This is a genomic window from Paenibacillus sp. FSL H7-0350 (assembly GCF_038593195.1).
Taxonomy (GTDB): Bacteria; Bacillota; Bacilli; order Paenibacillales; family Paenibacillaceae; genus Paenibacillus_AQ.
On sequence record NZ_CP151972.1, the window covers coordinates 3,899,150 to 3,925,670 of the forward strand.

22 protein-coding genes and 1 pseudogene are annotated in these 26,521 nt (G+C 52.6%); 8 read left to right on the forward strand and 15 right to left on the reverse strand.

Translation table 11 applies throughout. The features are described from left to right. Positions 1 to 45: 45 nt before the first annotated feature. Positions 46 to 351, forward strand: coding sequence for a hypothetical protein (locus NYE24_RS17785; protein ID WP_036692136.1), 306 nt, complete (start codon positions 46 to 48; stop codon positions 349 to 351). A gap of 82 nt (positions 352 to 433) precedes the next feature. On the opposite strand, the gene NYE24_RS17790 is transcribed toward NYE24_RS17785, so the two are convergent. From NYE24_RS17790 to NYE24_RS17810, 5 genes are all read right to left on the reverse strand, one after another. Beyond that, the gene (locus NYE24_RS17790) at positions 434 to 655 is read right to left on the reverse strand and encodes a hypothetical protein (protein WP_342476307.1); all 222 of its coding nucleotides are present in this window, start codon (positions 653 to 655) and stop codon (positions 434 to 436) included. Between the two features lie 35 nt (positions 656 to 690). Further along, complete coding sequence (locus tag NYE24_RS17795; protein ID WP_342476308.1) at positions 691 to 2,277, reverse strand: Tat pathway signal protein; 1,587 nt, start codon at positions 2,275 to 2,277, stop codon at positions 691 to 693. Further along, the gene (locus tag NYE24_RS17800) at positions 2,274 to 3,152 is read right to left on the reverse strand and encodes an ABC transporter ATP-binding protein (RefSeq protein WP_036692131.1); all 879 of its coding nucleotides are present in this window, start codon (positions 3,150 to 3,152) and stop codon (positions 2,274 to 2,276) included. Before NYE24_RS17800 ends, NYE24_RS17795 begins: the two co-directional genes overlap by 4 nt. A gap of 171 nt (positions 3,153 to 3,323) precedes the next feature. Beyond that, positions 3,324 to 4,316, reverse strand: a complete 993-nt coding sequence (locus NYE24_RS17805; RefSeq protein WP_342476309.1) for a HAMP domain-containing sensor histidine kinase — start codon at positions 4,314 to 4,316, stop codon at positions 3,324 to 3,326. Then, positions 4,306 to 5,034 carry a response regulator transcription factor gene (locus NYE24_RS17810; RefSeq protein ID WP_036692270.1) on the reverse strand — a complete coding sequence of 243 codons (729 nt, stop codon included), beginning with the start codon at positions 5,032 to 5,034 and terminating at the stop codon, positions 4,306 to 4,308. The genes NYE24_RS17805 and NYE24_RS17810 overlap by 11 nt, the downstream gene beginning before the upstream one ends. A 119-nt stretch (positions 5,035 to 5,153) precedes the next feature. Between NYE24_RS17810 and NYE24_RS17815 the strand changes: the two genes are divergently transcribed. Together NYE24_RS17815 and NYE24_RS17820 are read left to right on the forward strand one after the other, a co-directional pair. Beyond that, positions 5,154 to 5,630, forward strand: a complete 477-nt coding sequence (locus NYE24_RS17815; protein WP_076080972.1) for a DsrE/DsrF/DrsH-like family protein — start codon at positions 5,154 to 5,156, stop codon at positions 5,628 to 5,630. A gap of 180 nt (positions 5,631 to 5,810) precedes the next feature. Continuing rightward, positions 5,811 to 7,328 (forward strand): aminotransferase class V-fold PLP-dependent enzyme, encoded by a 1,518-nt coding sequence (locus tag NYE24_RS17820; protein WP_342476310.1) that lies wholly within the window; start codon positions 5,811 to 5,813, stop codon positions 7,326 to 7,328. On the opposite strand, the gene NYE24_RS17825 is transcribed toward NYE24_RS17820, so the two are convergent. Beyond that, entirely contained in the window at positions 7,314 to 7,952 is a 639-nt protein-coding gene (locus tag NYE24_RS17825) for a TVP38/TMEM64 family protein (protein WP_036692124.1), read from the reverse strand. The genes NYE24_RS17820 and NYE24_RS17825 overlap by 15 nt on opposite strands. Positions 7,953 to 8,091: 139 nt before the next feature. Between NYE24_RS17825 and NYE24_RS17830 the strand changes: the two genes are divergently transcribed. Together NYE24_RS17830 and NYE24_RS17835 are read left to right on the forward strand one after the other, a co-directional pair. Continuing rightward, a complete protein-coding gene (locus NYE24_RS17830; protein ID WP_342476311.1) occupies positions 8,092 to 11,208 on the forward strand; it encodes an ATP-binding protein in 3,117 nt (1,038 codons plus the stop codon). Positions 11,209 to 11,210: 2 nt separating this feature from the next. Next, positions 11,211 to 12,329, forward strand: coding sequence for a response regulator (locus tag NYE24_RS17835; RefSeq protein ID WP_342476312.1), 1,119 nt, complete (start codon positions 11,211 to 11,213; stop codon positions 12,327 to 12,329). Positions 12,330 to 12,706: 377 nt separating this feature from the next. Here the strand turns inward: NYE24_RS17835 and NYE24_RS17840 are convergent, their stop codons facing one another. Together NYE24_RS17840 and NYE24_RS17845 are read right to left on the reverse strand one after the other, a co-directional pair. Further along, complete coding sequence (locus tag NYE24_RS17840; RefSeq protein ID WP_342476313.1) at positions 12,707 to 14,080, reverse strand: WG repeat-containing protein; 1,374 nt, start codon at positions 14,078 to 14,080, stop codon at positions 12,707 to 12,709. Between the two features lie 96 nt (positions 14,081 to 14,176). Continuing rightward, a pseudogene (locus NYE24_RS17845) lies at positions 14,177 to 14,611 on the reverse strand (YrpD family protein); the annotation flags it as partial. Between the two features lie 167 nt (positions 14,612 to 14,778). Here NYE24_RS17845 and NYE24_RS17850 point away from each other — a divergent pair. Beyond that, entirely contained in the window at positions 14,779 to 15,453 is a 675-nt protein-coding gene (locus NYE24_RS17850) for a cohesin domain-containing protein (RefSeq protein ID WP_036692114.1), read from the forward strand. A 118-nt stretch (positions 15,454 to 15,571) separates the two neighbouring features. Beyond that, positions 15,572 to 16,078 carry a GNAT family N-acetyltransferase gene (locus NYE24_RS17855; protein ID WP_076159298.1) on the forward strand — a complete coding sequence of 169 codons (507 nt, stop codon included), beginning with the start codon at positions 15,572 to 15,574 and terminating at the stop codon, positions 16,076 to 16,078. 7 nt (positions 16,079 to 16,085) lie between these two features. Here the strand turns inward: NYE24_RS17855 and NYE24_RS17860 are convergent, their stop codons facing one another. Genes NYE24_RS17860 through NYE24_RS17875 form a run of 4 tightly spaced genes read right to left on the reverse strand, consistent with a single transcriptional unit; the run spans position 16,086 to position 20,466 of the window. Then, complete coding sequence (locus NYE24_RS17860; protein WP_036692109.1) at positions 16,086 to 16,322, reverse strand: hypothetical protein; 237 nt, start codon at positions 16,320 to 16,322, stop codon at positions 16,086 to 16,088. A 1-nt stretch (position 16,323) separates the two neighbouring features. Further along, on the reverse strand, positions 16,324 to 17,751 hold the full coding sequence (gene hydA / locus NYE24_RS17865) for a dihydropyrimidinase (RefSeq protein ID WP_342476314.1): 1,428 nt from the start codon (positions 17,749 to 17,751) through the stop codon (positions 16,324 to 16,326). 1 nt (position 17,752) lies between these two features. After that, a complete protein-coding gene (gene preA, locus NYE24_RS17870) occupies positions 17,753 to 19,042 on the reverse strand; it encodes an NAD-dependent dihydropyrimidine dehydrogenase subunit PreA (protein WP_036692104.1) in 1,290 nt (429 codons plus the stop codon). 32 nt (positions 19,043 to 19,074) lie between these two features. After that, positions 19,075 to 20,466 carry an NAD(P)-dependent oxidoreductase gene (locus NYE24_RS17875; RefSeq protein ID WP_342476315.1) on the reverse strand — a complete coding sequence of 464 codons (1,392 nt, stop codon included), beginning with the start codon at positions 20,464 to 20,466 and terminating at the stop codon, positions 19,075 to 19,077. 304 nt (positions 20,467 to 20,770) lie between these two features. Here NYE24_RS17875 and NYE24_RS17880 point away from each other — a divergent pair, with 304 nt between their 5' ends. Beyond that, positions 20,771 to 22,459: a PucR family transcriptional regulator ligand-binding domain-containing protein gene (locus tag NYE24_RS17880; RefSeq protein WP_036692099.1), complete on the forward strand. Its 1,689-nt coding sequence runs from the start codon at positions 20,771 to 20,773 to the stop codon at positions 22,457 to 22,459. Here the strand turns inward: NYE24_RS17880 and NYE24_RS17885 are convergent. The 3 genes from NYE24_RS17885 to NYE24_RS17895 form a co-directional block, all read right to left on the reverse strand. Further along, positions 22,425 to 23,792 carry an aspartate aminotransferase family protein gene (locus NYE24_RS17885; protein WP_342476316.1) on the reverse strand — a complete coding sequence of 456 codons (1,368 nt, stop codon included), beginning with the start codon at positions 23,790 to 23,792 and terminating at the stop codon, positions 22,425 to 22,427. The genes NYE24_RS17880 and NYE24_RS17885 overlap by 35 nt on opposite strands. A 30-nt stretch (positions 23,793 to 23,822) precedes the next feature. Beyond that, positions 23,823 to 25,286, reverse strand: coding sequence for a CoA-acylating methylmalonate-semialdehyde dehydrogenase (locus NYE24_RS17890; RefSeq protein ID WP_342476317.1), 1,464 nt, complete (start codon positions 25,284 to 25,286; stop codon positions 23,823 to 23,825). A 98-nt stretch (positions 25,287 to 25,384) separates the two neighbouring features. Continuing rightward, complete coding sequence (locus tag NYE24_RS17895) at positions 25,385 to 26,494, reverse strand: ABC transporter substrate-binding protein (RefSeq protein ID WP_342476318.1); 1,110 nt, start codon at positions 26,492 to 26,494, stop codon at positions 25,385 to 25,387. Positions 26,495 to 26,521 lie beyond the last annotated feature (27 nt).

The window sequence follows — 26,521 nt, forward strand, 5'->3', positions numbered from 1 at the left end:
TATAATTAGCTTAATCCGATGTTAACCCGAAAGGATTCTGAGACCATGAATAGATTAACTACCGGCGAAATGGCCGGCACCGCCCTGTTTGCGCTGATCCTCGCCCTCCTGGCGTACCGGATTATCCGCGGCATGCCGAAGATGGCCGGAGACATTACCGCGTTCCGCAAGCGGACCCTCGTCTGGACCCAGGTCGCCCTGGTGCTTACCGTCCTTCAGCTCAACTTCAAAGCCGGAGACTGGCGCTTCGGCATTATCCTCGGCCTGATCGTCCTGTTCACTGGCAGCATCTGGCTGTCCGCCCGCCGCTATGACAACGCCCGCCAGGCTGAGCAGCCGGATGAGCATTGAAGGACAGCACACAATAGTATTAAAATTGAGGCTCCCTTACGGGGGCTTTTTTTGAGGAATTTATGGTTATGCTATAAATCTATTATTTTCTCATCCAGTATAGGATACTGCAGATCAAAATTAACAGGATTGGAAAACCCGTAAGCAGCATAAGGGAGGAGGCCATTCCCTCATATGAGGTTGTGCCAATCACGATAGGAAGCTCAAACACTCCAGATCGGGTAAGTATGAACATTATCAGACCCATACCTATTCCAATTGTGGCTATTTTATTTATGTATTTTGAGAATGATTTAGATTTCATGATTTACCCCTCCGTTATTTTGACTCCCAGGGCAACTAATCTTGTCCTAGTCGTTTTCTTGATTGATAAGCAACCAATAACAAACCCAAACTAATCAGTAGATAGACCGAATTCATCATTAACAGATCCCCATTTGAATTATGTGTACCCAGAAAATCCAAATAAGGCAACTTGCTGAGTGGACCCAGATACCAGATAATCAGATATAACAGTTCAAAAGTTCGCCATCCCTTGGTCAGCACTCCGCAAGCCAGGGCAAGACTGGGAATCAGAAACACAGCCGCAACGTTATACAACAGATGTTCCAAATCTCCTTCAAAGACCATCCTTATGATCATACCTCCTGTTACCATGCAGGTAAGTATAATGCCAGAAATCCATGATGCCATTAGTTGAAGGATTACATAGCGCCGACTTGAAACTACGAGGAATTGAGTTCCATAGCGTACATCTTGATTCCCCATCCCAGACCAGAGCTTTATCGGCCAGATCCAGATGACGGGCCAAACTAACCATTCGGATGATTCAGAAACAGAAACCGCTAGCGGTAGTATAAACAATATGGCGGCCACAATAAGCCATCTCAGGGAAGCACTCTTTAATATTAATTTCCATTCGGCAATAGCTAAGGCCCAAAAGGAATCCTTAAAGACTACCGGCGATAATGTTGCTGCTTGACATCTAGAATTAAGACTTTCATATTTTATTTGTGAATCTAACTCCTTGTTATATGCTGGAGTTATCTCCACCATAGCTAGCTCATGTTTTCTTTTGGCATAACCCTTTTCTCTGAATCCATGAAAGATGACTGATGCTCCAGCAATCAGCACAAAGGAAACCATAACTATTTCCAATTGCTGTATCAGCAACTCAAAAGTCCATATTACTCCTTGCCATTCAAACCAATGCAATGGCTCTCTTTGAAAGAGAATTCCCATCCCATAAGAACCTGGTAATTCCGGATGGATTAGAAGCAGATCCTTCTGCATAGCCGAAATAATAATCTGTGGTCCAAATGCTAAAGCGCCTGATCCCGCAGTAAATAAAAGATACAAAAAGAAGTAGATGACATTTCCCAAGGTTCCTTTTAAAAAATGAAATGTCTCAAATACTACAGCTAAGGCAGCCACAACAGCCATAAAGGGCAGCGTCAAGAATAAAAAAGGGGATATAAGCGGCCAAAGTTCAAAAGTCCTGTCCTCTCCCCGTACCCATTGCATAATTGGCGAAACGACAACCACGACTCCGGTGATAACAGATAGAACAAAAATGTTACTTAGTAGCTTCCCCATTAAATAATACATTTTTTTCATAGAAGAAGATGCGATGATCTGCCCCACTCCAGTTGATTCATCCCGCTGTATACAATTCTTAACAAGATAAAAACCTAATAAGGAGAGTAGCAACGTAGTCGAGATTGCAACGGAACTGCCGATCCAGGCCGAATTATAAATCCCCCGATATCCATCAAGATTCAGGGTGACATATCCAGCATCTACTGGAGGAACAAATATATATGCTGCCAATAATGTTACAAAGAGGATGACAAGAAGTGAGTTTTGTCTGATTCTCTCGAGGAAGTCTGCCCTTGCGATGTAGTAAATAGATCGGATACTGCTCATGTAATACTTTCCTCCTGCATGGCCCTGACATACAGATAGGCTTCTTCAAGGCTTGGAGGCACATCCACCGCATGCACAAAAGGCCGTGACTCCGAGATCATACGGACTAGGATCCCCTCCTCCTGACGGATCGCAGCACTAATCAGCCATCCAGCATGTTCTTTCTGGTAGTTCTCATTCGAGACTAGGACGGACCATACTTTCCCCTGTACCTTAACTAAGAGTGCAGCCGGGTCAGAGTACACCGCGAGCTTACCCCCGGTTAAAATCGCAATTTGATCCGCGACAGCCTCAACATCAGAAATTACATGTGTCGAAAGAACGATAATCCGTCCTTCGGACAAGCCATTAATTAAGCTACGAAAGTGCATCCTCTCTTCCGGGTCTAGACCAACAGTCGGCTCGTCTAATATTAGTAATTGCGGATCATTCAACAAGGCCTGTGCAATACCTATCCGCTGGCGCATCCCACCGGAAAAACTTCTGAGTGGACGCTTTAAGTCATGCTGCAGATTCAGCAGTTGAAGAATCTCCAGGACCCGGGACCTCATCTGACGGCCTCCCATACCTTTTAATACAGCTACATATTCAAGGAACTCCAGTGAATTTAAATGGGAGTACACACCAAAATCCTGAGGTAAATACCCTAGCATTTTTCGGAGTTGATCTGGCTTCTTTTGCATACTCATTCCGTTCCAAATGACCTTGCCGGATGTCGGTTGTGAAATTGTCGCCATAATCTTCATAAGTGTCGATTTCCCTGCCCCATTCGGACCTAGTAAACCTATAATACCTGGTCTAAGTTGCAAGTTGATATCCATCAGGGCAAATCGCCCTTTATTGTATTGCTTATTAACCTGATTTATCTCCAGCATGCTTACTCCCCCTATTGCTATTTATTATAGGGGGCCAAAGTTAAATCGGAGTAAACAGCAGGCAAACAGCATCCTAATTAAGTAATGGCAGCGTTACACAGATCGAAGTCCCTTCATTAAGACGGCTATTCACGCTAATATCCCCTCCATGAGCCCGCACTAACTGTCTGGCTATCGCCATACCCAAGCCGTACCTTCGGACAACACATCTGTGGAGGTACCTCGATAGTATTTATCGAATAATCGTTGTATGCTCTCCCCGGTCATTCCTACACCGTCATCAGCTATAACGACGCTAAGTTGCTGATCTTGCTGCATAATATAAACCGTAATATTGGTACCTTGAGGATTATGAAGAATGGCGTTGAGGATTAAGTTACGTAATGCCCGCCCTAATAGCCTCTGGTCCAACTTTAATTCAATATAACCTTCCACGGTTTCAAGAGTAAGATTATAACGTTCAGCGCGAGGGTCATTAGTTATATCTGATACAATCCGCCGAACGTATTCGACAAGATCTGTAACTTCTTGCTGTAATGGAGTCTGCTGATCATCAAGTCGGAAGGATAGATTCAAATCGCTAATTAACTCCTGCATGTGATTCGCCTTTTGTTCAATTTCCATAAGGAACTTCATCTCCTCTTCCTTCGTCCATTCGTACTCAGGAGACAGCATCATAGAAGAATAACCTTTTATGTATGTAAGCGGCGTTTTTAGATCATGAGAGATTCCGGCGACCCATTCTTTGCGCAACTCTTCAAGGCGGGTTCTCTCTTGCTTGCTGTTCTCTAACACACATGATAAGGTATTCAATTGGAGAATAAGCTCTTTGAACAAACGATATGGCCGTTTCAACTTCCCCATGGCACCTGAGTGTATTTTCTTGTCTCCCTCAGGATCAACATATATTCCACCTGCAAGAAGATCAATTCTGCGGATCATGTAGTATAGTGGCTTCCCCAATCTCCAGCCGACAATGACCATGAAGCAGAAGACGATGCAAGGCACACTGAGCAGCACTATAAGATCTTGCCCACTCCCCTCCTGTGGTATCACCAACTCTGTTACAATCGCCAGAACAGCGCTTGTAATCAGAGCAAGCAAAAGAAGACTGATCATGAGATATGCGATCAGACGAAAGATCAGATGCAAATTAGCTTTCATGGACTTCTATCCTCCGGATCGGAACAAATTTATAGCCAATTCCACGCAAATTAACTATATGTTTTGGATCAGAGGGGTCAGATTCAAGTCTCTTTCTAAGTCTGGAAATATGAATGACTACGGTCTTCTCATCTCCTGTCATAGATTTTCCCCAAATCTGTTCGTACAGTTGCAAAGCGGTGAACACCTGGTTCGGATGCTCGCAGAGAAAAACCAGCAGTTCATACTCTTTCGCAGGACAAGGAGTGTTCACTCCACGAACAGTCAATTGGGCAGCTCTTTTATCTACAGCAAAAACGCCGAAATCTAAATACTGTGATTTTGGCACTGCTGTTGTACTATAGAGATTCTTCCGGCGCAATTGTGCTCGAATTCTCGCCACAATCTCCATGGGGTTGAATGGCTTCGTAATGTAGTCATCTCCTCCGACTCCAAGCCCCATTAATTTATCATAATCACCTGAACGCGCAGTCAGAAATAGGATAGGTGCCACTGTGTGCATGCGTATCTGTTGGCACAATTGAAATCCGTCAGTATCCGGAAGCATTACATCCAGCACAATTAGATCAAAGGGTACAGATTCCACCCATTTCATAGCTTCTTGTCCTGTAGTTGCTGTTGAAATATCCTCAAATCCCTCCTTGTATAGCAGCAGTTCTAACATGGTTAAAATACCTTTTTCATCGTCCACAAGCAAAATCCGCTCATCCAACCTCATCCCTGCCTTCACTAAATTTTTCGAAATAACCTCTTATGCTGTATTCGCCGGTCAGGCATACTTTCCCTCTCCATAACCATACTAATGACATTCTATGGATACTGATGGAGGGCTGATGAATGGGCAAAAAACTGAATCTGCTAATGTTCAGCGGAGAGTATGACAAGGCAATGGCCGGGCTGATTCTGGCGAATGCAGCCAGGGATATTGAGGTGGAGGTTACGATGTTCTTCTCGTTCTGGGGGCTGTTTCTCGTCCGGGACCCGGAGACTATGACGCTAGAGGATAAAAGTATTTACGAGAAGCTGATGGATGTCATTACACCTAAGGGACCGGAGCAGCTGCCACTCTCGCGGATGAACTTCAGCGGGCTTGGCAAGCTGATGCTGGAGGAGATGATGGAGGATCAGGGGGCACCGAAGCTGATCCATTTCCTGAAGGGGGCGCGCAAAAAGAACATCAAGTTCTACGCCTGCAAGCTCTCGGTGGAGATCATGGGCTTCAAGCCGGAGGAGCTGCTGCCCGAGGTGGAGATTATCGATGCCGCCGCGTATCTGAAGGATGCGCTGGAGAGTGATATCCAGCTCTTTATCTGATGGCTATGGGCTTTAACCTAATTACGCCACCGGGCATATACTGAGGCAGACGAAGACGGATTGGTTACGCACGGCGGGCACGCAGAGGCTGCGACTCACACGTTACTTGCCTTGCGCAGCACCAGCGCCTGCCGGAATCCGTCTCATTGATAGAGCATTCATTGCCTGGAGGGATTGTCCGTGCTGAGTATCCACCGCACCGCTGCGGCAGACGCGCCGTCTTCACTACAAGAGCATTTCGCGGCATTCCGTGAGCACACTGTCGGCTGCCGTCATCTGATCTCCACCCCCTACGGACGGAAGCCGCTTCTGTATGCCGACTGGACAGCCAGCGGCCGACTGTATGAGCCGATTGAGCGCAAAATACAGGAGAGCTTCGGCCCCTATGTCAGCAATCCGCATACCGACTCCAACACCACGGGCCTGACCATAACCCTCGCTTACCAGGAAGCACGGAGCATCATCCGGCAGCATGTGAATGCCGCACCCGCAGATGCCCTGCTCTTCTGCGGCAACGGCACCACCGGCGCGGTGAACAAGCTGCTGCGGATCATGGGTCTGAAGCTGCCGGAATGGCTGAACCAGGAATACCTCTGCGCACCGGAGGAGCGCCCGGTTATCTTCGTCAGCCATATGGAGCATCATTCCAATCTGCTTCCCTGGCAGGAGAGCTTCGGTGATGTGGTTACTGTCCCCTCCGGGCCGGGCGGAGAGGTAGATCTGCAGCGGCTCGGGGAGCTGCTGACGATCTACCAGAACCGCCGCTTCAAGATCGGCTCCTTCACTGCCTGCTCCAATGTCACCGGCATAGAGACCCCGTATCATCAGCTTGCTTCGCTCATGCACCGGCATGGCGGGGTATGCTTCGTGGATTTCGCAGCCAGCGCCCCTTATCAGGAGATCAATATGCATCCGGCAGCCCCGCAGGAGAAGCTGGATGCCATCTTCTTCTCGCCGCATAAATTCCTCGGCGGCCCGGGAACCGGCGGCGTGCTGCTGTTCGACACCGCGCTCAGCACCGGCCGGCTGCCGGATGAGCCCGGCGGCGGCACCGTGGTATGGGTGAACCGCTGGGGCGGACGCCGCTACATCGATGATGTTGAGGTGCGCGAGGACGGGGGCACCCCTGGCTTCCTGCAGGCGATCCGCACCGCCCTCTGCGTGAAGCTGAAGGAACAGATGAACGGAACCGGACAATATATGATCGTCCGCGAACAAGAGCTATGCCGGAAGCTGCTCTTGGGGCTGGCACAGGTTCCCGGCTGCTCCGTGCTGGAGGGCACGCACCGTAAGCGCCATGGAATTATCTCCTTCACGCTGAAGAAGATTCATTACAATCTCGCGGTAAGGCTGCTGAATGACCGCTTCGGCATTCAGGCACGCGGCGGCTGCTCCTGTGCCGGTCCGTACGGCCATCAGCTGCTCGGGCTGAACCCTGCGAAGTCCCAGGCATTTATCCAGGCGATCCACGCCGGGGACCAGTCGCTGAAGCCGGGCTGGGTCCGCCTGTCCCTGCACCCGATTATGACCGGGCGCGAGGTGGAGCATATGATCTTCGCCGTACAGTCTATCGTCAGCAATATTGCTGAATGGAGCCAGGATTACCGCTACAATGCGGTCACCAACAGCTGGATTCATACCGGGGAGAGAGGCGTTACAGAGGATACGGAGGAGATTCGTGAATTATTTGTGCTGTAGCGGCGCCTGGCCGCGCAGCTCCCGCTCCCGCGCCAGCCGGGCGAACCTGGCTTCAATCGCTTTAACCCCCCACAGAGAAGCTCCGATAAACAGCAGCACATAGACGATCTCCGCCGGATGACGGATGAACCGCTGCACATCATTGCCGATGTAGGATACCGCAAATACCATAATGGCTTTGCCGGCACACAGCGCAATCAGGTAGGAACGCAGCCGCATTCCCGCGAGCCCCGCCGCCATATTAATCACCACGAACGGACCCACCGGAAACAGACTAAGCAGGAACACATAGCTGAACCCGCTCTGGCGGACCCAGGTCATCGCTTTGGCTACCTTGGGCCGCTTGGCCCATTTGGTGAGGTAGGGATGTCCGGCAATTTTGCGGATAATCAGGAAGGTGACCGTACAGCCTGCGACCAGACCGATCCAGGAATACAGGAACCCCAGCCATAACCCGTACACCGCCCCGTTAAGCCCCACAATCGCTATTGTAGGCAACGGGGGCACGAACGATTTCATGAAGGTAAGCCCCACACCCGGCAGCGGCCCGAACGAGCGGTATTGCTCCAGCAGCAGCAGCAGGCGCTCCTCGGTCAGCCATGACATAATATTTAAAAAGAACATTTCTTCAGCGCTCCTCAAGTACGATCTGGAATAGTTAACGTTACAGTATACATTGCAATGAGCTTCAATTATACAACACTTCCGCCGGGAAGTAGAAGGAAGCTGGACAAGCACAAGCTGCCGGAGATATGATGAAATTATGAGAACATTTGATTATAGTCTGCTGGCTAAAAGAGTACTCGCCCTGCTATGCACCCTCCTGCTCACCGCAGTGGTGCTGATTCCCCTGCTCGGCTCCTCATCTAACTGCAACAGCCCACGGTCAGGATGGGCCGATTTGTCCACCTGCACCTTCAATAATACTGCCGTCTACCCGCTGAGAGGAGAATGGGAATTCTATTGGCAGGAGCGGCTGGAACCACAGGTTACCCTATCCCGAACCGCAGAGGCGCCGGCCTATATGCCCGTGCCCGGCGCTTGGGGCCGGGGGTCAGAGGCTACCGGCTTCTCCCGCTACGGATATGCGACCTACCGTCTGCTGGTTCAGCTGCCGCCGGGAGTTCCCGCCTTCGCCCTCAAGGTGAGCAATATCCGCAATGCCAGCGAGGTATATGTAAATGGTGAGCGGCTGGGGGGAAGCGGAACGCCGGGTGACTCCCGGGAGACCACCAAGCCGCGCAACCATCCGTATTCCCTGACTTTTCACAGCAGGGATAACCTGGCGGAGATTCTGATACATACGTCCAACTTCACCTATTCAAGCGGAGGCATTGCGGAGCCTATCCGGATCGGCACCCCTGCTGCTATAACTGCCATCGACCAGCGGAACCGGACCTACGACACTTTGCTGGTGGCAGGCTTTGCTTTTATCGGCTGCTATTTCATCGGCCAGGGCTTTCAGCGCAAAGAGGACAAATCCTCGCTTCAGCTGGCTATCTTCTGCTTCATGATCGCCTTATATATGCTGACGCACAGTGAGAAGCTGCTGCTCGAGTACCTTCCTTCCCTCTCTTATGAAGGATTCAACAAGCTGCAGGCAGTATCCGGTGTAGTCGGGTTCTATTGTGTATCCAGCTATACCTATTCTTTGTTTCCCGCACTCTATTCCCGGCTCTTTAAGCGGATCTGCTCTGTGTATGCCTTAAGTTTCTGTATCGTTGTACTGCTAAGCTCATTGACTGTATATTCGCGGATTACAGGGCTGCTGCTGGCCTTCAGCTTCATCTCTGTCTGCTATACATTCTATATTATGGTCAAGGCCATTTTGCGTAGGGAGACCGGTTCCTACTATCTGCTGATCGGTGTCATTGCTGTAGTGATTTTCACCTTATCCTTAGCCAGTAATCTGTTCTTCGGCACTGAACTCTATGCTGCCGCGCCAGTGGCCGGCCCGATCTTCATTCTTGCCGAGGGCCTGTTCCTGTCTGCGCGCCATGCCCATGCTTATGAGACCATTAAGCAGCTGTCCCAGCAGCTGGAGCGCAAGGACAGAGATAAAGACGTGTTCCTGCTGAAGACCTCCGCCGAGCTGCGCACGCCGCTGAATGCCATTATTAACGTGGCGTTATCCATGCATGAAGGGGCCGGAGGACCGCTAAGCCCGTCCCAACGGGAGGATATACGGCTGATACTCGGTACTGGCAGAAGGCTGGCCTTCCTGGTCAGGGATATTCTTGATTACGAACAGATCAAGCGCCAGCGCATCAGCCTGCAATGGGGGACCGTCGATGTCCAGGGGGTGGCGGCCATTGTCATTGAGGTCTTCCAGTTCCTGAACAAAAAGGGCAGCATCCGCATCAAAAACCACATCCCGCCGAGCCGTTTCCTGGTCCAGGCCGATGAACAGCGGCTGATGCAGATCCTCTATAGCCTGCTGGATAATGCACTGAAATTCACGGACCGCGGCAGCGTGGTCATCGAAGCCGACTGGCAGGAGGAGTTCATCTCCATTGCCGTCACCGATACCGGAAAGGGCATTCCCGAGGATCAGCTGGAGTCTATCTTCCATGACTATGAGCAGATCAGCGAGGCCGATTCCCTTGAGACCGGGGGCCTCGGGCTGAGCCTTGCGATCAGCCGTAAGCTGGTAGAGCTGCATGGCGGGAGCATCTCCGTCTCTTCCCAGGTTGGACGGGGCAGTACATTCACCTTCACGCTTCCGGGCAACGAGGCGGAAGCCGCCGCCGCTGTCCAAGCGGAACGGACACTCCCGCGGCCAGAGTATACCCAGCCGGAAATGCTGGATGACCTCTGGAAATACCGGTCGGCTGATCCGCCGCAGTCCAGCGGACAAGCTGCTCCCTATGCGCCACGTATCCTGATCGTGGATGACGATTATGCCAACCTCAAGGCACTGACCAACCTGTTATCGCTGGAGAATTACAATATCGCAAGCCGCAGCAGCGGCAAGGAAGCGCTGGCGCTGCTGGCTGTGGACCGTAATTTCGATCTCTGCATTATAGATGTCATGATGCCCGAGATGTCCGGCTTGGAGCTATGCAGGATCATCCGCCAGACCTACAGCCCTCTGGACCTGCCGATCCTGATGGCTACGGCCGGGCAGCAGCTTCACTTCAACGAGGCAGCGTTCCGCGCCGGAGCCAATGATTTTATCCATAAGCCTTATATCTGGAGCGATCTGAAGGGACGGGTCAATACGCTGGTTCAACTACGGCGGTCCGTCTCAGAGCGGCTAAGCTCGGAGATCGCCATGCTGCGTGCGCAGATCAAGCCACATTTTCTATACAACGCCATTAATACAATTATCTGGATGAGTACGCGTGACACCAAGAAAACGCAGCAGCTGCTATACGATCTGAGCCATTTCCTGCGCGGCAGCTTCGATTTCAGCAACCAGGAGACCGCCATTCCGTTCGAAAAGGAGCTGGAGCTGATTGAAGCCTATCTGTCGCTGGAGCAGGCCCGGTTCGGGAAGCGGCTGAATGCCGAGTATCATATTGAGGTTAGTGAATTCCCCCTGCCGCCGCTGATTGTACAGCCCATCGTGGAGAACGCCGTCCGTCACGGACTGATGGAGAAGATGGACGGAGGAACGGTTGTCATCTCCACCCGGCAGGAAGGCGGTGATATCCTGATCACCATCTCGGACAACGGGAAGGGAATGAGCGATGAACAGCTATCCTCATGGATGAAGGATGACTACCGTTCTCCGCATGGTGAAGGCACCGGAATCGGCCTGCGGAACATTAACCGCCGGTTGCTCACACAGTTCGGGCGTCCGCTGATTCTCACACGGGGAGCCAGTGGAGGTATAGATGTACTGATAACAATCCCATGGAAGGAAGAGGTCTTCTGAGTATGAGCATCTCTGTAATGGTAATTGATGACGAATGGCCGGCACTGGATCACATGAAGGAGCTGCTGCTCCAGTGTGAAGGAATATCCTCTGTCCAGACGTACGATAACCCGCGTGAAGCCCTCGCTGCTGCTTCCGAACTGAAGCCGGATGTTCTATTCCTGGACATCCAGATGCCTGAGCTGTCCGGCCTCACTTTTGCTGAGAAGCTGTTGCCCTACTCTCCGGACACAGACATCGTATTCGTAACCGCCTACCGCAATTATGCTGTCGAAGCCTTCGACCTGTCTGCAATGGATTATCTGCTGAAGCCGGTTGATCCCTCGCGCCTGCTGAAGACCTGGAACAAGCTGCTCAGTAAACGTCTATCGCCGGCGGCTGCCGGGGCAACAGGAACACCCGGGAAGACAACCTCGTTCCGGCTGTTGGGGGATTATGAGCTGACCAGCCCTCAGGGCCTGGTGAAGTGGAGGACACATAAGGCACAGGAATTATTTGCTTACCTGTGGATTCACAGGCAGGGCAGCGTCAGCTTGATTCTGAATGATGTGTTTCCGCAGTGGAACTACGAGAAGGGCAAGCAATACCTGCACACTACGGTCTACCAGATCCGCACCACCTTGAAGAAAGCCGCGCTGGAGGACAAGATTGAGCTGACCTTCGGCAGGGAGAATTACAGGCTGGAATCGGGGGGGATTGAGGGCGACATTGAGAAATTCCAGGACGCTGCCGCCCTTGCGATGCAAAACAGCAGCCTTGAGGATATGCAGCAGGCCGCCGCCCTGTACACCGGTGACCTGCTGCAGACGCTGGACAGCCTGTGGGTGTATTCCGCCCGTGACAAATACCGCCGGCTGTACCTCAAGCTGCTGGAGCAGCTTACTCTGGGATTGGTGGAGGCTGCACGGCCTAACGAGGCCGAAGATTATGCCGTGCGCCTGACGGAGCTGGAGCCGCTGGAGGAGAGCTACGCCCTGCGGCTGATCGCCATCTATTACGAAACCGCCAAGCCCCTGCGTGCCCAGCGCAAATTCACCCAGTTCAGTGAATCCTACATCGCAGAGACCGGCGATGCGTTGCCGGATTGGTTCGTCGAAGAATACCGGCGGCTGGGTAGATAGCGTAGAAATTCTATCGTTACTCCATAATATCCTTTGAGAGACTGAAAAATATTTTTTATCGTATGCTTTAGAAACTAACAGTAAAAGGACGACAATCATTCGAACTTAGCGAATGATTGTCGTCCTTTTAGAATACTTTTATACACTTGTATTATTTAAAATGATAATTGGTATTCATCTAAAAGGAATCCTTGAGTCGCCCAAATTTCAGTTTCATCCCCTTGATGGTCGTATAGCTTTTCTTAGTATTCCCAAAATTCACGGTTGTTTTTCGTATTTCGATCCTTCAGCATTGTACTTCCCTTTAATTTCTGTATAGTTCGGCATCTTCTAATTTTGTTCATATTATGGCTTTTTCCTCATTTCTCATTCCTCTGTTAAGGTTGGCTTCTTCTCCACACAATCTGACCGTTTTTATTAATGTATACTTCTCCATCAACACTATATGCGTAAGAAAGCCCCTTAGAAAAGCGTGCAGCCCAGTCAAGCGTTGATTGAATAACCCAAGCCCCTGTTTTATTAATGAATCCGGTCTTCCCTCCCGATTCGGCAACTGCAAGTCCTTCATGAAAGTCACTCGCTGCATCAAATTGGTTAGGAATAAGTAGTTTTCCTTTGTTATCTATATAACCTGACTTTCCATTTATTTTAACAGCCGCCAATCCTTCCGAAAAAGAGTGAACCTCCTCATACTTAGCAGGAATCTCTAATTTTCCTTTCTTATTAATAAAGCCATAGTTAGCTCCTGATTTAACAACTGCCAATCCCTCTGAAAAAGACTCCCCATTTTTATAACTTGAATTGAACAAAAACTTCCCTTTCTTATCAATATAATGAGAAGTTCCATTTGTTGTAACCAGAGCAGCACCTTCAGAGAAATCCTCAGCGCTGTTATATTGGGCTTTAATTACTATTTTCCCGGAAGAATTAATGTATCCATATCCACTCCCCACTTGGACAGCAGCCAATCCTTCGGAGAAATTATTAGCTTTTTTGAATTGCGGTTTTATAACACTAGTTCCTGTAAGATCCATATAACCATAGTTAGATACAGCAAAATCAGTTGCAGTTTTAAGCGTTCTATACGCTGCAAGTCCTTCTGAAAATTCCTTGGCATCATAATAATTTCCCTTAGGTATTACTTTATTCCCTTGTTGATTGATGAATCCGTCAAATTTAGCATTTGAATAAACAATGGCTAGTCCTTCATTAAAAGCATAGGCATCTGTAAATCTTGTTTGATAATCAATAACAATTTTGCCTTCTGCATCAATATAGCCGAATTTCCCTCCGCGTGATACCGGAAAAAGATTTTGCTTAGAGTATAATGAAACAATCTGAGAGTCCCCGTACCACTTCACGTCGAGTCCGCTGGCTTCCCCAATAAAACGAAGTGGTACAAACGTTGCCCCGTCAATTATCTGTGGAGCTACTTGAAGTATAGTTGGAGTATCATTTATCCAAGCCGTATTTTGATTAATTACTAATTTAATAGTAGTGCCTGTTTTCTGACCAGAAATTGTTTTGCTTGCCGAATCGTAACTTACATTAAATCCTAATTTTTCAAATATCCCTTTGAATGGAACCAATACCGTGTTGTTCTTCATAATCGGTGAGTGCTTTTCTTGAATGGGATTTCCATACAAAATCACTCTAATTCCACTTTTCGCAAAAGCAGACTCTTTACTGACCATTACAATAAAGAATATAACAAGGAAAAATGAGAACGCTACTTTTATTGATTTGCCCATATCTTATAGTTCAACTCCTTTTATTTTTAATTCATTGAAAAACCTAAATGATATAGCCAACTCCCTAATATTCCAAGGAATTGGCTATATTATTAGTTACTTACCAGTTACGGCAATTATAACATTATTACTAGCATCACGTGTTACGGTAGCATAATCCTGGTCTGGAGCAGGAAAAACATTACTAAGCACAGGTACTCCGTCAACTTTGATATTAGTAAATTCCGACTTATTTTTTCCGTAATCATCTCCAGTCACAACTGATAAGAGCTTCCACTTCTGAAAACTTGATGATTGAATATTATAATCGGTATTGGATACTATTATTGTTGTCAACGGTTTATCAGCTGAACTACTACATCCAATATCACCACAAATAGCAGTACCATCAATTTTCAAACGGATTTTCTTATTATTATTGTACCCTGCATAAAAAGTAACTTGAGAACCTGCCATGTAGGCGTTAGCACTCTGAACTTGATTATATGGCGCTTCAAATGAAGCATTAGTGGTACTACCATTAATTTGATATGCAGGCTTCCACCCTTGCTCCTACAGATGATACAAAAATAATCGATATTTTACGCCATGGTTCGACGTTTATCAGTGTTTTATCAGTGACAATTGTTACCATTGTTCATATACAAGATCATTCGTGCATAGGGATGCATCATTATGATGGCAATGGGGGATGAAACATGAATAAGAGGAATAGATTCAAGCAGGCAGTCAGAGGAATGAAGGTACTGCCGCTTATGATGTCCATGATCCGTGAGGCTGCAGTGGATAACACCGCACCTGCGATGTCTGTTGTGGTCACCACTGACAAAGAGACCTATATTCCAGGGGAAGAGGTGACTGTGCTGGTGCATTTAAAAGACTTCGCACCAAATGACCCCGGCTACAGCTCTCTTAACTTCATTATCCAATATGACAGCCAGGTATTCGACAACCTTGAATATACGCAGCACTCAGTCTATGCGGAAGGGAATTATACGGCTGGAAGCGAGGTTGATAACCTGTTCCAGTTCAACTTTCAGAGTCCTGTCGATGGCAGTATCTACCTCGGAAAAAACACAAGTATGCGCGGCATCGATATTCAGGTTGAAGCAAGCAGCGGACAGCAGACGATCCCGGCGGTAGAGCAAACTCTGGTCACCTTCAAGCTGCGGGTCAAGGAACTTACGCTTGCCTCCTCCTCAACGATCAGTCTGGCCAATGAATTCACCAGAATCCGCACCTCTGAAGCCGCGAACAGCTTCTATCTCTACTCGCCCGATGTCACAGCGAACTCTCCGGCAAGGATCGAAATTACCCAATCCCCGTCCGTGTCCGTCTTCTCTCCGCAAGAGTCCGTTAACCGTCTGACGTAGCAGCGTATCCTACAGTTGCGGCAGCTCCATCCACATACATATCCCTTACATAATTGGCTGCCGTCTATAATTCTTGTACTATGGTGTATATACATACTTGGGAAGCAGGTGTCTTGCAATGCTGCACTCAGAAATTATAGAGATACGGGCAACGGCCCCGGATGATCTCGACTTCGTCCTGGCTGCCGAAGGGGCCGAGGCTAACCGCCGGTTCGTCGGCCAGTGGAACAGGGAACAGCACGCAGCCGCTCTGGATGATGGAGATCTTAGGCATCTGATTGTTCAAGATACAACGGGGGAACGGGTGGGGTATGTGATTCTCGCAGGGCTTCAGGACTCTAATCGCACACTCTGCATCAAACGGATTGTCATTCAGGCCAAGGGCCGCGGCTACGGAACAATGACGCTGAAGCTGCTGATCCACTGGACATTCAATCATACGGATACACACCGGCTGTGGCTCGACGTCAAGGATTACAATGTCAGAGCGCAGCATATCTATGAAGCGGCCGGCTTCAAAAAGGAAGGCACCCTCCGCGATTGTATACAGACGGAGGGTGGATTTGAATCGCTGACAATCATGTCGATCCTTCGTCAGGAATATACGGGGAATGATTCACTGTAATGCGGGTTCACCGATGAATCTCAGCAGCAGCCTGCCTGGTTCGGCCAACAAGCAGCGTCGTCACATGCTTGCGCGCGTCCGCTGTGAGCAGCAGCAGCTCCACCGGCCCGCCGGCCGGCTCACTGCGGATGAACGTAACCCTGGCACCATCCAGATCCTCATAGATTCCGGCAACGGTGTAGCCCAGCCCGATAAGATTGTCGATTTCCTGCCGTTCCCGGTCGAACTCTGCAAATGCTGACATCTCAGACCACTCCTCCGCTGATTTCTGCCTGGGCCGGATGGGATGCTTCAGCCTCGAAGCGCTTGCGGTGCAGGTATTCCCCCTGTCCTGCGGCACCGACGAATACCTTGTTCTTGATGACAAACTCGCCCCTGCTCAGCACAGAGACCGGCTCTCCCTTGACCGTAAGCCCCTCGAACGCATTGTAGTCCACATTCATATGATGGGTCTCTGCCGATAGTATCCGTTCCACTGCCGGGTCGAAGATCACAATATCGGCATCGCTGCCCACAGCAATCGTGCCCTTCTGCGGGAAGAGGCCGAACAGCTTGGCGCTTGAGGTGGCGATGATATCCACGAATTTGTTCAGCGTGATGCGGCCCTTCTGCACCCCTTCGGAGTAGAGGATACTGAACCGGTCTTCGATGGTGGGTCCACCGTTCGGGATCTTCGAGAAATCGCCCCATCCCAGCTCCTTCTGCCCCTTGAAGTTGAACGAGCACTGGTCAGAGCCGATGGTCTGCAGCGTCCCGCTCCAGAGGGCATCCCAGAGTACATCCTGGTTCCACTGTTCGCGCAGCGGAGGAGACCAGACATACTTGGCGCCTTCGAAGTCCGGCTTCGCCAGCGCCGACTGATCCAGTACCAGATACTGCGGGCAGGTCTCGCCGTAGACGCGCAGCCCTTTCTTGCGGGCCTCTGCAATCTTCCAGGCCGCCTCGGCGCAGGTGACATGCACCACATAGAGCTGTGAATCCGTCAGCCCGGTCAAATAAGCCGCCCGGCCAGTCGCCTCGCCCTCCAGCTCAGGGGGACGGGTCAGCGCATGATAGATCGGGTCGGTATTGCCTGCGGCCAGCGCCTGGTCCACCAGATATTCGATGACATCACCGTTCTCGGCATGCACCATGACCAGCGCCCCTTCGCGCTTCGCCGCCTGAAGCGTCTTATACAGAACTCCGTCGTCAGCCTGGAACGTATTCTTGTAGGCCATGAACACCTTCAGCGAGGTGATGCCCTCCTGCTCGATAATCTGCGGCAGCTCGCTGAGCACCTTATCATTCAGCTCTGACACCATCAGGTGGAAGCTGTAGTCGATGACCGCTTTATCCTGCGATTTGTGATGCCAGGTATCTACGGCCTGCTGGAGCGGCTGCCCCTTCGTGGTCAGGCAGAAATCAATCACCGTGGTGGTTCCGCCGTAAGCAGCGGCAATTGTGCCGGTCTCGAAGTCATCGGCGGTAACCGTACCGCCGAAGGGCATATCCAGATGGGTATGGGGATCAATCCCTCCCGGAAAGACATAACAGCCGGAAGCATCAATGATCTCCGCTCCCGGCGCTTCCAGATTCAGGCCGATGCTGCTGATGATTCCGTCTTCAATCAGCACATCCCCCTTATACGTATCTGCCGCTGTAACGATAATTCCATGCTTGATGATCTTCTTCATCTTAACCCACCTCCGCTTCCGAATAAGCACCGTTAACCCCGCTGATGATCCGGCTGCGCTGATTCCAGCTCATCGGGGCCGCTCCGCCCTCAAGGGTAATCATATCAATGGCTCCGTCTGCCGGGCAGACAATCGAACACAGATTGCAGCCTACACAATCCTCCTCGCGCACTTGCAGAATCGCCTTGCCCTCCGCATTCGTCAGCATATCGATGCATTGATGAGAGGCGTCTTCGCAGGCAATATGGCATTTATTGCAGTTGATGCAGTTCTCCTCGTTGATCCGCGCAACGACTTGATAATTAAGATCAAGATCGCCCCAGTTGGAATATTTGGGCACCGACTTGCCAATCAGCTCGGTTACCGAAGCCAGCCCCTTCTCGTCCAGGTAATGGTTCAGACCGTCGATCATCTCCTCCACAATCCTGAAGCCATGATGCATAACCGCTGTGCAGACCTGAATCCCGGTTGAGCCCATCAGCATGAATTCGACGACATCCTGCCAGGTGGAGATGCCGCCGATGCCGGAGATCGGCACGCCGACTTCACGGTCCCGGGCACATTCCGCCACCATGCTAAGGGCAATCGGCTTGACGGCCGGTCCGCAATAACCGCCGTGTGCTCCCTGTCCGCCGACATTCGGAATCGTATTCCAGCTGTGGATGTCCACACCCGCCAGACTGTTGATCGTATTGATCAGGCTGATTGCATCGGCTCCGCCCTTGACGGCATGCCGGGCCACCACGGTAATGTCGGTGATGTTCGGCGTCAGCTTCACAATGACCGGTGTAGTCGCCACCTCCTTGACCCAGGTGGTCTGCGCCTGCACCAGATCAGGCTGCTGGCCCGAAGCCGCGCCCATACCGCGTTCAGCCATGCCATGCGGACATCCGAAGTTCAGCTCCAGACCGTCTACCCCGATAGCCTCCACGCGCTTCACAATCTCATGCCACTTCTCCCGCTTCGGCTCCACCATCAGGGAAGCAATAATCGTATGGTGCGGGAATCTCCGCTTCGTCTCATAGATTTCCTTCAGGTTGACCTCCAGCGGACGGTCGGTAATCAGCTCAATGTTGTTGAAGCCCGCCACACGCTGTCCGCCAAAATGAACGGCGGCGAACCGGGCCGAGGTGTTGATGACCGGCTCCCCAAGCGTCTTCCACACCGCGCCGCCCCAGCCTGCCTCGAACGCGCGCTGCACCTGATAGCCTGTATTGGTAGGTGGCGCAGAGGCCAGCCAGAATGGATTCGGTGACTTGATGCCTGCAAAATCAATACTGAGATCTGCCATTGCCATTCCCTCCCTCTTCTATGAAATCCGCTTTATACGGCAGAGCCGGTTACGCCATCCTGACGGCCTGACCACTGCTTCACAATCGCATAGGCAGCATCTTTGCCCTGCTGTGCGGCAGAGACCACCATGGCCTCCCCCGTCCCTGCGCCAAAAACAATATCGCCGGCAGCATAAATCTGCGGATCAGAGGTGCGGCCGGTTGCGGGATCAATCTCCACTACACCCCGCGTATGCTTAAGCCCCAACGCCTCAATGAGGTCCATCCGCCGCTTCTGGCCGATAGCCACCACTACAGCATCCACCGGGAGCAGGAATTCCGAGCCTGCCACCGGCACGGGAGTGGGGCGTCCATCCGGCCCGGCCTCACCGGTCAGCTCCATCCGCACACATTCCAGTGCCGCAACATTCCCCTCTCCATCCCCGACAATCCGCTTCGGCAGGGTCAGCCAGTTGAATTCCACACCCTCCTGCTTGGCGAATTCATATTCGAAATCATAAGCCGTCATCTCCCCGCGCGTCCGGCGGTAGATCATCTTCACGTTCGCCGCGCCGAGCCGCACCGAGCAGGTGGCCGCATCAATGGCCGTATTGCCTGCACCAATAACAGCGACACGCTGTCCCATCAGCTCCAGGGCAGGAATCCCAGTCTTGGTGGTCTCCACCAGCTCGATCGCATCATAGACACCGGACAGCTTCTCGCCTTCAATCCCCAGCGGGGGGACGTAACCCATTCCGGCCGCCAGCACAATCGCATCATATCCGGCCTTAAGCTCTTCTATGGAAACATCCACTCCCACCTTCATTCCCGTGCGGACCTCTACGCCCAGCCTCTCCACCTGCTCCACTTCCCAGAGCGAGATGTCCTGCGGCAGCCGGAAGGAGACAATCCCGTGGGTATCCAGGCCACCGGCCAGCTGCTTTGCCTCATAGATCACTACCTGGAAGCCTTCGCGTGCCAGCTCTCTGGCTGCTGACAGACCTGCCGGTCCGCCGCCGATCACCGCTACTTTCTTGCCGTTAGGTTCACCCGCCTGGAAAAGCTGGAGCCCGCTGCGGATCGCCCAATCCGTAGCGTACCGCTGCAATAGGCCAATCTCAATCGGCGCGGAAGCGCCGTTCAGCACACAGGCTCCCTCGCACAGCTCCTCCGTAGGACATACCCTTGCGCAGCTTGCGCCGACCGGATTGGCGTCCATGATGGTTTGCGCCGATCCTTTGAGATTGTCCGTCGCGATTCTTTTGATAAAGGAAGGGATATTGATGCTGGTCGGACAGGCCTTGATGCACGGCGCATCATAGCAGTACAGACAGCGGTTGGATTCCTCGATGGCCCCCTTGCGGGTAAGCCCCGGCTCTGCCTCGGCAAAATTACGCATGAACAGCTCCGGTGTCAATGTGGTTAACGGTAAAGATTGCTCCATCGGGTACCCCTCCTTCTGGCCAAAGTAGCTTCCACTCTCGGCTCCAATTTATGTTATATAATATAACATTATTACGATGATCGCCTTAATATTTTGCATACTTGTAAGAATTATTGTAGTAAAATAAACTTCAAGCCAATAAAATCGCTAATCACACTCCAATTTAAGTTAAGTTTTCTGACATATTATATTCAAACTATAGTCAATCCGCTTTTTCGTTACATTAGACAGATTGTCTAATTTCAAAAGTCACTTTTTTACCTGTGAGAATGGCCTGAGAACGAAGGGAATGAGGGGGAAGCTTATGGACTGGGAACTTGTATTTACGATCCGCGACGCGCTGAAGCGGCCGCTGTTCGCTGAAGCTGAGCTGATCGGGGGAAGAAACGGCCTGAACCGGGCCATCCGCTGGGTGCATGTGCTGGAGAGCGCGAGCCTGGAGAGTCTGATTCACGGGGAAGAGATGATTCTGACCACCGGAATGAGCGCAAGCACGGATCTGGATGCCGCCCTGTCTTTCATGCAGAATCTGATTGATAAGAACGCCGCCTGCCTGTGCATTGAGCTGGGAGCTTACTTCAGTGCCATTCCGCAGGAGATGATCGCTCTTTCGAACCTGCATGATTTTCCGCTGATCCAATTCACCCGCACTGTACGGTTCGTCGATATTACACTCGATCTGCATTCCCTCATCATCAACCGCCACCACCGGATGCTGCAAGAGCTGGAGAGTATCTCCCGCGAATTCCACCGGCTGACCCTAACCTCCCAGGGAACCCTTAAGGTCCTGCAATTGTTATGTAAAAGCACCCGCACACAGATTCTCTATATGCAGTTGCAAGGCAAACCTCTCTTCTTCCCGGCCCTTGCGCCAGAGGAGCAGCGTCCGCTGCTTGGCTTCTTCGAGACCTTCAGCGAAGAAATGGAGGGAGCAGTGCCGGAGGCCGCCCCCTATATCCGCGAATACGGCCATAAGACCATCGCCGTGAAGCCCGTTGGAGCCTTGGACCAGACTTGGGCCTATATCCTGATGGTCTGTAATCACAAGCCGCAGGAATTCGACTGCCTGCTGCTCGATTCGGCCTCCTTATCCATCGCACAGGAGCTGCTCCGCACGCGGTACATGGAGGAACGGAAGCTGTTCTCGGAGAATCTGTGGGTGGATGAGCTGGTCGGGGGACGCACTCAGGACGACAACCGGCTTAAGGGACTGGTCGGCCCGGACTTCAACCTGGTTAATGAACTGCCCTACCGGGTCTGCCTGATCGAGATCGAGAATCCCCGGGATGTCAAATGGAACAGCTCGGAGAATGACTGGGAATCCATCACCTTCCATCTCTCGCTCATCCTGCGCTCCATCTTCGAGAAGTACTCGCTCCGGCCGCTGATCACCCTGAAGAACAACCGGCTGACCGTCATTGCGCTGGATATCCAGTCCAAGCTGCCCGGCAAGCTGCGCCTGCAGCAGGCACTCGATTCCCTGCAGCATATCCGTGCGGATGAGAAGCTGAAGGACCTGCAGCTCGTCATCGGAGTCAGCAAGTCCCACCGGGGCCTGAAGCATGCTCATGCCGGTTACCAGGAAGCGGTACAAGCGCTGTCCCTCTATTCCTGTTACCAGAAGCCGGTCCTCATGTATGAGGAGTTAGGCGTCTTCCAGCTGCTGCTGAGCCTGAACGACGGCAAGACGCTGGAGAATTTCATCCGCAGCTATATCGGCCCTCTGATTGACCATGATGAGGCAAAAGGCAGCGAGCTGCTGCTGACGCTGCGCGTCTACCTCGATCATGACGGGTCGAAGCAGATCGCCGCCCGCAGCCTCTTCATCGTCAGGCAATCCCTCTACTACCGGCTGGACAAAATCACCGAGCTGCTCGGCGAGGACTTCATGCTCCCGGAGAACCGGATCTCCATTCAGGTCGCCCTGCGCGCCTACCAGTTCCTGTACCCGGAGAAATTCACTCTGCCCAGCTCCCGTTCAGCACAGCTGTGAAGGTATCGATGATGAACTGCACATCCTCATCTGCCGAGGATAACGGCGGAGCGAAGGTGAGCACATTATTGAAGCCAGCCACCGTATCGCCGTTCTTGCCGATGATCAGCCCCTTGGCTTTGCAGTCCGTAATAATCCCCTTGACGATGCTTAGCTCGGCGGGCTGTTTGGTGGTCTTATCCGCCACCAGCTCAATCCCAACGACCAGCCCGAAGCTGCGGATATCACCAACCAGCTTATGCCCAAGCAGCCCGGCGAACCCGTCCGCCAGCCTGTGGCCCAGAATTCCGGCCCGCTCCACTAGTTGCTCCTGCTCCAGAATCTCCAAATTGCGCAGGGCCAGCGCACAGGCAGCCGGATTGCCGCCGAAGGTGTTCACATGACGGAAATGCCCGTAGTCATCACTGTTATCCTTGAAGGCCTCGTAGATCTCCTTACGTACAGCGGTAGCCGATAACGGCAGATAGCCGCTCGTCAGCCCCTTCGCCATCGTGACAATATCGGGCTTGATTCCGAAATTGTGATGTCCGAACTTGCGGCCGGACCGCCCGAAGCCGCAGATCACCTCGTCGATAATCAGCAATACGCCGTGGGTACGGCAGATCTCCTGCACCCGGTCCATATAGACCTGATGCGGGACGATCACGCCCCCGCCGGTAATGACCGGCTCCATAATCACCGCCGCTACAGAGGCTACGCCTTCCCAGACGATCATATCCTCAATCGCCTGCGCACACTGGAGGTTGAACGCCTCTTCAGTCATGCCGGCCGGACGGCGGTAGCTGTCAGGCGGCGCTACATGCAGGAACCCGCCTCCCAGCGGTTCGTACTTGTACTTGCGCTGCGCCTGCCCGGTCGCCGCCAGGGCGCCCAGCGAGCTTCCGTGATAGCCCCGGTAGCGGGCAATGAATTTATGGCGGTCAGGCTGGCCGGTCTGCTGCTGGTACTGGCGGGCGATTTTGAAGGCTGCTTCGTTCGCTTCCGAGCCGCTGTTGGAGAAGAAGATGACATACTCATCCTCCAGCCATTCATTCAGCTTCTCGGCCAGCGCGATGGCCGGCATATGGCTCTGCGTCAGCGGGAAATAGGGCAGGCTCAGCAGTTGGTTGTACGCCGCCTCCGCCAGCTCCTTGCGCCCGTACCCTACATTCACACACCACAGGCCGGACATGCCGTCCAGGAATTTATTGCCATCGATATCGGTAACCCATGAGCCGCTTGCGGAAGCTGCAATCATCGGCGGATGCTGCTCACTGTAAGGGGTCATATTATGCCACAAGTACCGCTGGTCCTTCTTAACCGCCAGCTCGCTTTCTTTGCCCAGACTCTGCATGACACACTCTCCTCCTTAGCTTTCCTTCTTTTAGTAACGCGCGGTAATCATTTTCTTGCGGGTGTAGAATTCCACACCGTCACGGCCGTTCGCGTGCAGATCTCCATAGAACGATTTCTTGTACCCTGAGAAAGGGAAGAACGCCATCGGCGCAGGCACGCCCAGATTGACGCACAGCATCCCGGCATCGATCTCCTCACGGAATTCGCGGACCGCCCTGGCGCTGTCCGTGTAGATGCACGCTCCGTTGGCGAAGGGCGACTCATTGGTGACCGCTATCGCCTCCGCCAGATTCTTCACCCGCACCACTGACAGCAGCGGCGCAAAGATCTCGTCACGCCAGATCTTCATACCCGGCTGCACATGGTCGAAGATCGTCGGGCCCAGGAAATAGCCGCTGCCTGCGGCCGCAGCATCCTTGCGGCCGTCCCGCACCAGCACCGCCTTCTCGGCAAGCCCAGCTTCAATGTAATCGATTGTCCGGTCTTTGTTCGCCTGCCGGATGACCGGGCCCAGGAACACCCCCTCATCCTTGCCGTTCCCAATCTTCAGCCCGTCCGCGGCCTCCGCGATCCGGCTCACCAGCTCATCGGCAATGTCCTCCTGCACCACCACTACAGCGCAGGCCATGCACCGTTCGCCCGCGGAGCCGAAGGCTGCGGATAGAATATTCTTCACCGCATGGTCCAGATCGGCATCCTTCAGCACGATCGAATGGTTCTTCGCGCCGGCCAGCGCCTGCACCCGCTTGCCATGTGCGGTCCCCTGCTTATAGACATATTCCGCCACCGGCTGCGAGCCGACGAAGGAGACAGCCTTCACTTCCTCATGCGCCAGCAGGCCGTCCACCACCTCATGCCCCCCGTGTACTACATTCAGCACCCCCGGCGGGAAGCCCGCTTCTGCGAACAGCTCCGCCAGCCGATTCACCAGCAGCGGTGTCCGCTCGGAGGGCTTCAGAACAAAGGTATTGCCGCAGGCTACCGCCAGCGGGAACATCCAGCAGGGCACCATCATCGGGAAGTTGAACGGGGCGATGCCGCCCACAACTCCCAGGGGATAACGATACATGCCGGACTCTACGCCTGTCGCGATATCCGGCAGCTGACTGCCCATCATCAGCGTAGGAGTGCCGGCAGCGAATTCCACGCATTCGATGCCGCGCTGCACCTCGCCCAGCGCTTCCTCCAGGCTTTTGCCGTTCTCCAGCGTAATCAGCTCAGCCAGCTCCTTGCTGTGCTGCACCAGCAGCTGCTGGTACTGGAAGAAATAGCGGGCCCGACGCGGAACGGCGACTCTTTTCCACGCGGAATAGGCTCTCGAAGCTGCCCGCACCGCCGCATTCAGCTCCTCCCGGCTGGAAATCGGCACATAGGCAATCACCTCACCTGTCGCCGGGTTGAACACTTCCTCCTGCCGCCCGGATAAGGACTCCACCCAAGCTCCATTCACATAGTTCATCACTTTACCGGCCTGCCCCGTGAGCAGTGTCATCGTCTGCACCTCTTTTCCTGTGTTCGTCGCTATTTAGAAGAGATGACCGCCTTACCAGGCGGCCATCTGCTTCAGCTATGAAGGAATCCTATTACCTGTTATTTCGCCGCCATCTCCACAATCTCGTTCGTGTAGGCCTCCTCCACCTTGGAAGCCGTCTTAATGACCCCGAATTTCAGCGCGATATCGGCGGTCTGCTGGAAAGCAGCAGCATCCGTATACCCCAACTTGGAAGCATCGAAGCCCTCCGGCTGGATCAGCTTGGCAACCTCTGTCATCATCGTCAGCTGATGCTCCCGGGTCGTGCTGCCCGCCTCGGCAAGCTTCATCACACTGTCCACAGCCGCTTCGGGATCAGCAATCGCATCCGCCCAGCCCTTCAGGGAAGCACGGACGAACTTGGCAGCCGTCTCTTTGTTGCCCTCCAGCCACTCCTTATTGGCGAACAGATTGTCTTCGAGCATCGCCACACCTTCGTCATTCATGTCGATAACACTGAGGTCCTCTGCCTTGAGGCCCGACTCCAGCACCACCTGATATTCGTTATAGGTCATGGCCGAGGCCGCATCCAGCTCACCGCCGAGGAACTGGTCCATCGTGAAGCCCTGCTTGGTGAAGTTCAGATCCTTGCCTGAATCCAGCTTGTATTTATCAAAAAGCGCCAGAATCTCAAACTCATTGCCGCCCATCCAGTTGCCTACCTTCTTGCCCTTCAGCTCAGCCGGTGTAGTGATGCCCGCTTCCTTCTTGGATACCAGCACCAGCCCGCTCTTCTGGAAAATCTGGGCGATCTGCACCAGCGGCATCTCCTGCTCCTGGCTGGTCAGCAGACTCGCCACCCAGTCCACCCCGATATCAGCCGAACCGCCGGCCACCTGCTGCTCAGGCACGATATCCGGCCCGCCCGGCAGAATCTCGACCTTCAGGCCCTCTGCCGCATAATACCCTTTGTCCTGCGCCAGGAAGTACCCTGCGAACTGGGCCTGCGGCACCCATTTGAGCTGAAGCTTCACGGTGACCGGCTCAGCCGCCGGTTCTGTGGTTGCCGCCGTTTCCGGCGAAGCCGTTGCCGCATTCCCCGTAGTCGCTTCTGCCGCGGAGGGAATGGCGTTGTTGTTGCCGCCGCAGCCCGCAAGCAGCGAGATCAGCATTAGAGCCGCCGCAAGCCATAACCCGCCACGAGTTTTGCCCTGTTTACCCTTCATCATAGCAACTCCCCCTACCACTCAAGTTTT

Bases quoted from the DNA above. Each gene is read 5' to 3' on its own strand.
- NYE24_RS17890 (WP_342476317.1), bottom strand. From the start codon at position 25,286: ATGACACTGCTCACGGGGCAGGCCGGTAAAGTGATGAACTATGTGAAT.
- NYE24_RS17805 (WP_342476309.1), bottom strand. From the start codon at position 4,316: ATGAAAGCTAATTTGCATCTGATCTTTCGTCTGATCGCATATCTCATG.
- NYE24_RS17850 (WP_036692114.1), top strand. From the start codon at position 14,779: ATGAATAAGAGGAATAGATTCAAGCAGGCAGTCAGAGGAATGAAGGTA.
- NYE24_RS17895 (WP_342476318.1), bottom strand. From the start codon at position 26,494: ATGATGAAGGGTAAACAGGGCAAAACTCGTGGCGGGTTATGGCTTGCG.
- NYE24_RS17875 (WP_342476315.1), bottom strand. From the start codon at position 20,466: ATGGAGCAATCTTTACCGTTAACCACATTGACACCGGAGCTGTTCATG.
- NYE24_RS17810 (WP_036692270.1), bottom strand. From the start codon at position 5,034: ATGAGGTTGGATGAGCGGATTTTGCTTGTGGACGATGAAAAAGGTATT.
- NYE24_RS17860 (WP_036692109.1), bottom strand. From the start codon at position 16,322: ATGTCAGCATTTGCAGAGTTCGACCGGGAACGGCAGGAAATCGACAAT.
- NYE24_RS17790 (WP_342476307.1), bottom strand. From the start codon at position 655: ATGAAATCTAAATCATTCTCAAAATACATAAATAAAATAGCCACAATT.
- hydA (WP_342476314.1), bottom strand. From the start codon at position 17,751: ATGAAGAAGATCATCAAGCATGGAATTATCGTTACAGCGGCAGATACG.
- NYE24_RS17840 (WP_342476313.1), bottom strand. From the start codon at position 14,080: ATGGGCAAATCAATAAAAGTAGCGTTCTCATTTTTCCTTGTTATATTC.
- NYE24_RS17885 (WP_342476316.1), bottom strand. From the start codon at position 23,792: ATGCAGAGTCTGGGCAAAGAAAGCGAGCTGGCGGTTAAGAAGGACCAG.
- NYE24_RS17855 (WP_076159298.1), top strand. From the start codon at position 15,572: ATGCTGCACTCAGAAATTATAGAGATACGGGCAACGGCCCCGGATGAT.
- NYE24_RS17825 (WP_036692124.1), bottom strand. From the start codon at position 7,952: ATGTTCTTTTTAAATATTATGTCATGGCTGACCGAGGAGCGCCTGCTG.
- NYE24_RS17800 (WP_036692131.1), bottom strand. From the start codon at position 3,152: ATGCTGGAGATAAATCAGGTTAATAAGCAATACAATAAAGGGCGATTT.
- NYE24_RS17830 (WP_342476311.1), top strand. From the start codon at position 8,092: ATGAGAACATTTGATTATAGTCTGCTGGCTAAAAGAGTACTCGCCCTG.
- preA (WP_036692104.1), bottom strand. From the start codon at position 19,042: ATGGCAGATCTCAGTATTGATTTTGCAGGCATCAAGTCACCGAATCCA.
- NYE24_RS17815 (WP_076080972.1), top strand. From the start codon at position 5,154: ATGGGCAAAAAACTGAATCTGCTAATGTTCAGCGGAGAGTATGACAAG.
- NYE24_RS17880 (WP_036692099.1), top strand. From the start codon at position 20,771: ATGGACTGGGAACTTGTATTTACGATCCGCGACGCGCTGAAGCGGCCG.
- NYE24_RS17785 (WP_036692136.1), top strand. From the start codon at position 46: ATGAATAGATTAACTACCGGCGAAATGGCCGGCACCGCCCTGTTTGCG.
- NYE24_RS17795 (WP_342476308.1), bottom strand. From the start codon at position 2,277: ATGAGCAGTATCCGATCTATTTACTACATCGCAAGGGCAGACTTCCTC.
- NYE24_RS17835 (WP_342476312.1), top strand. From the start codon at position 11,211: ATGAGCATCTCTGTAATGGTAATTGATGACGAATGGCCGGCACTGGAT.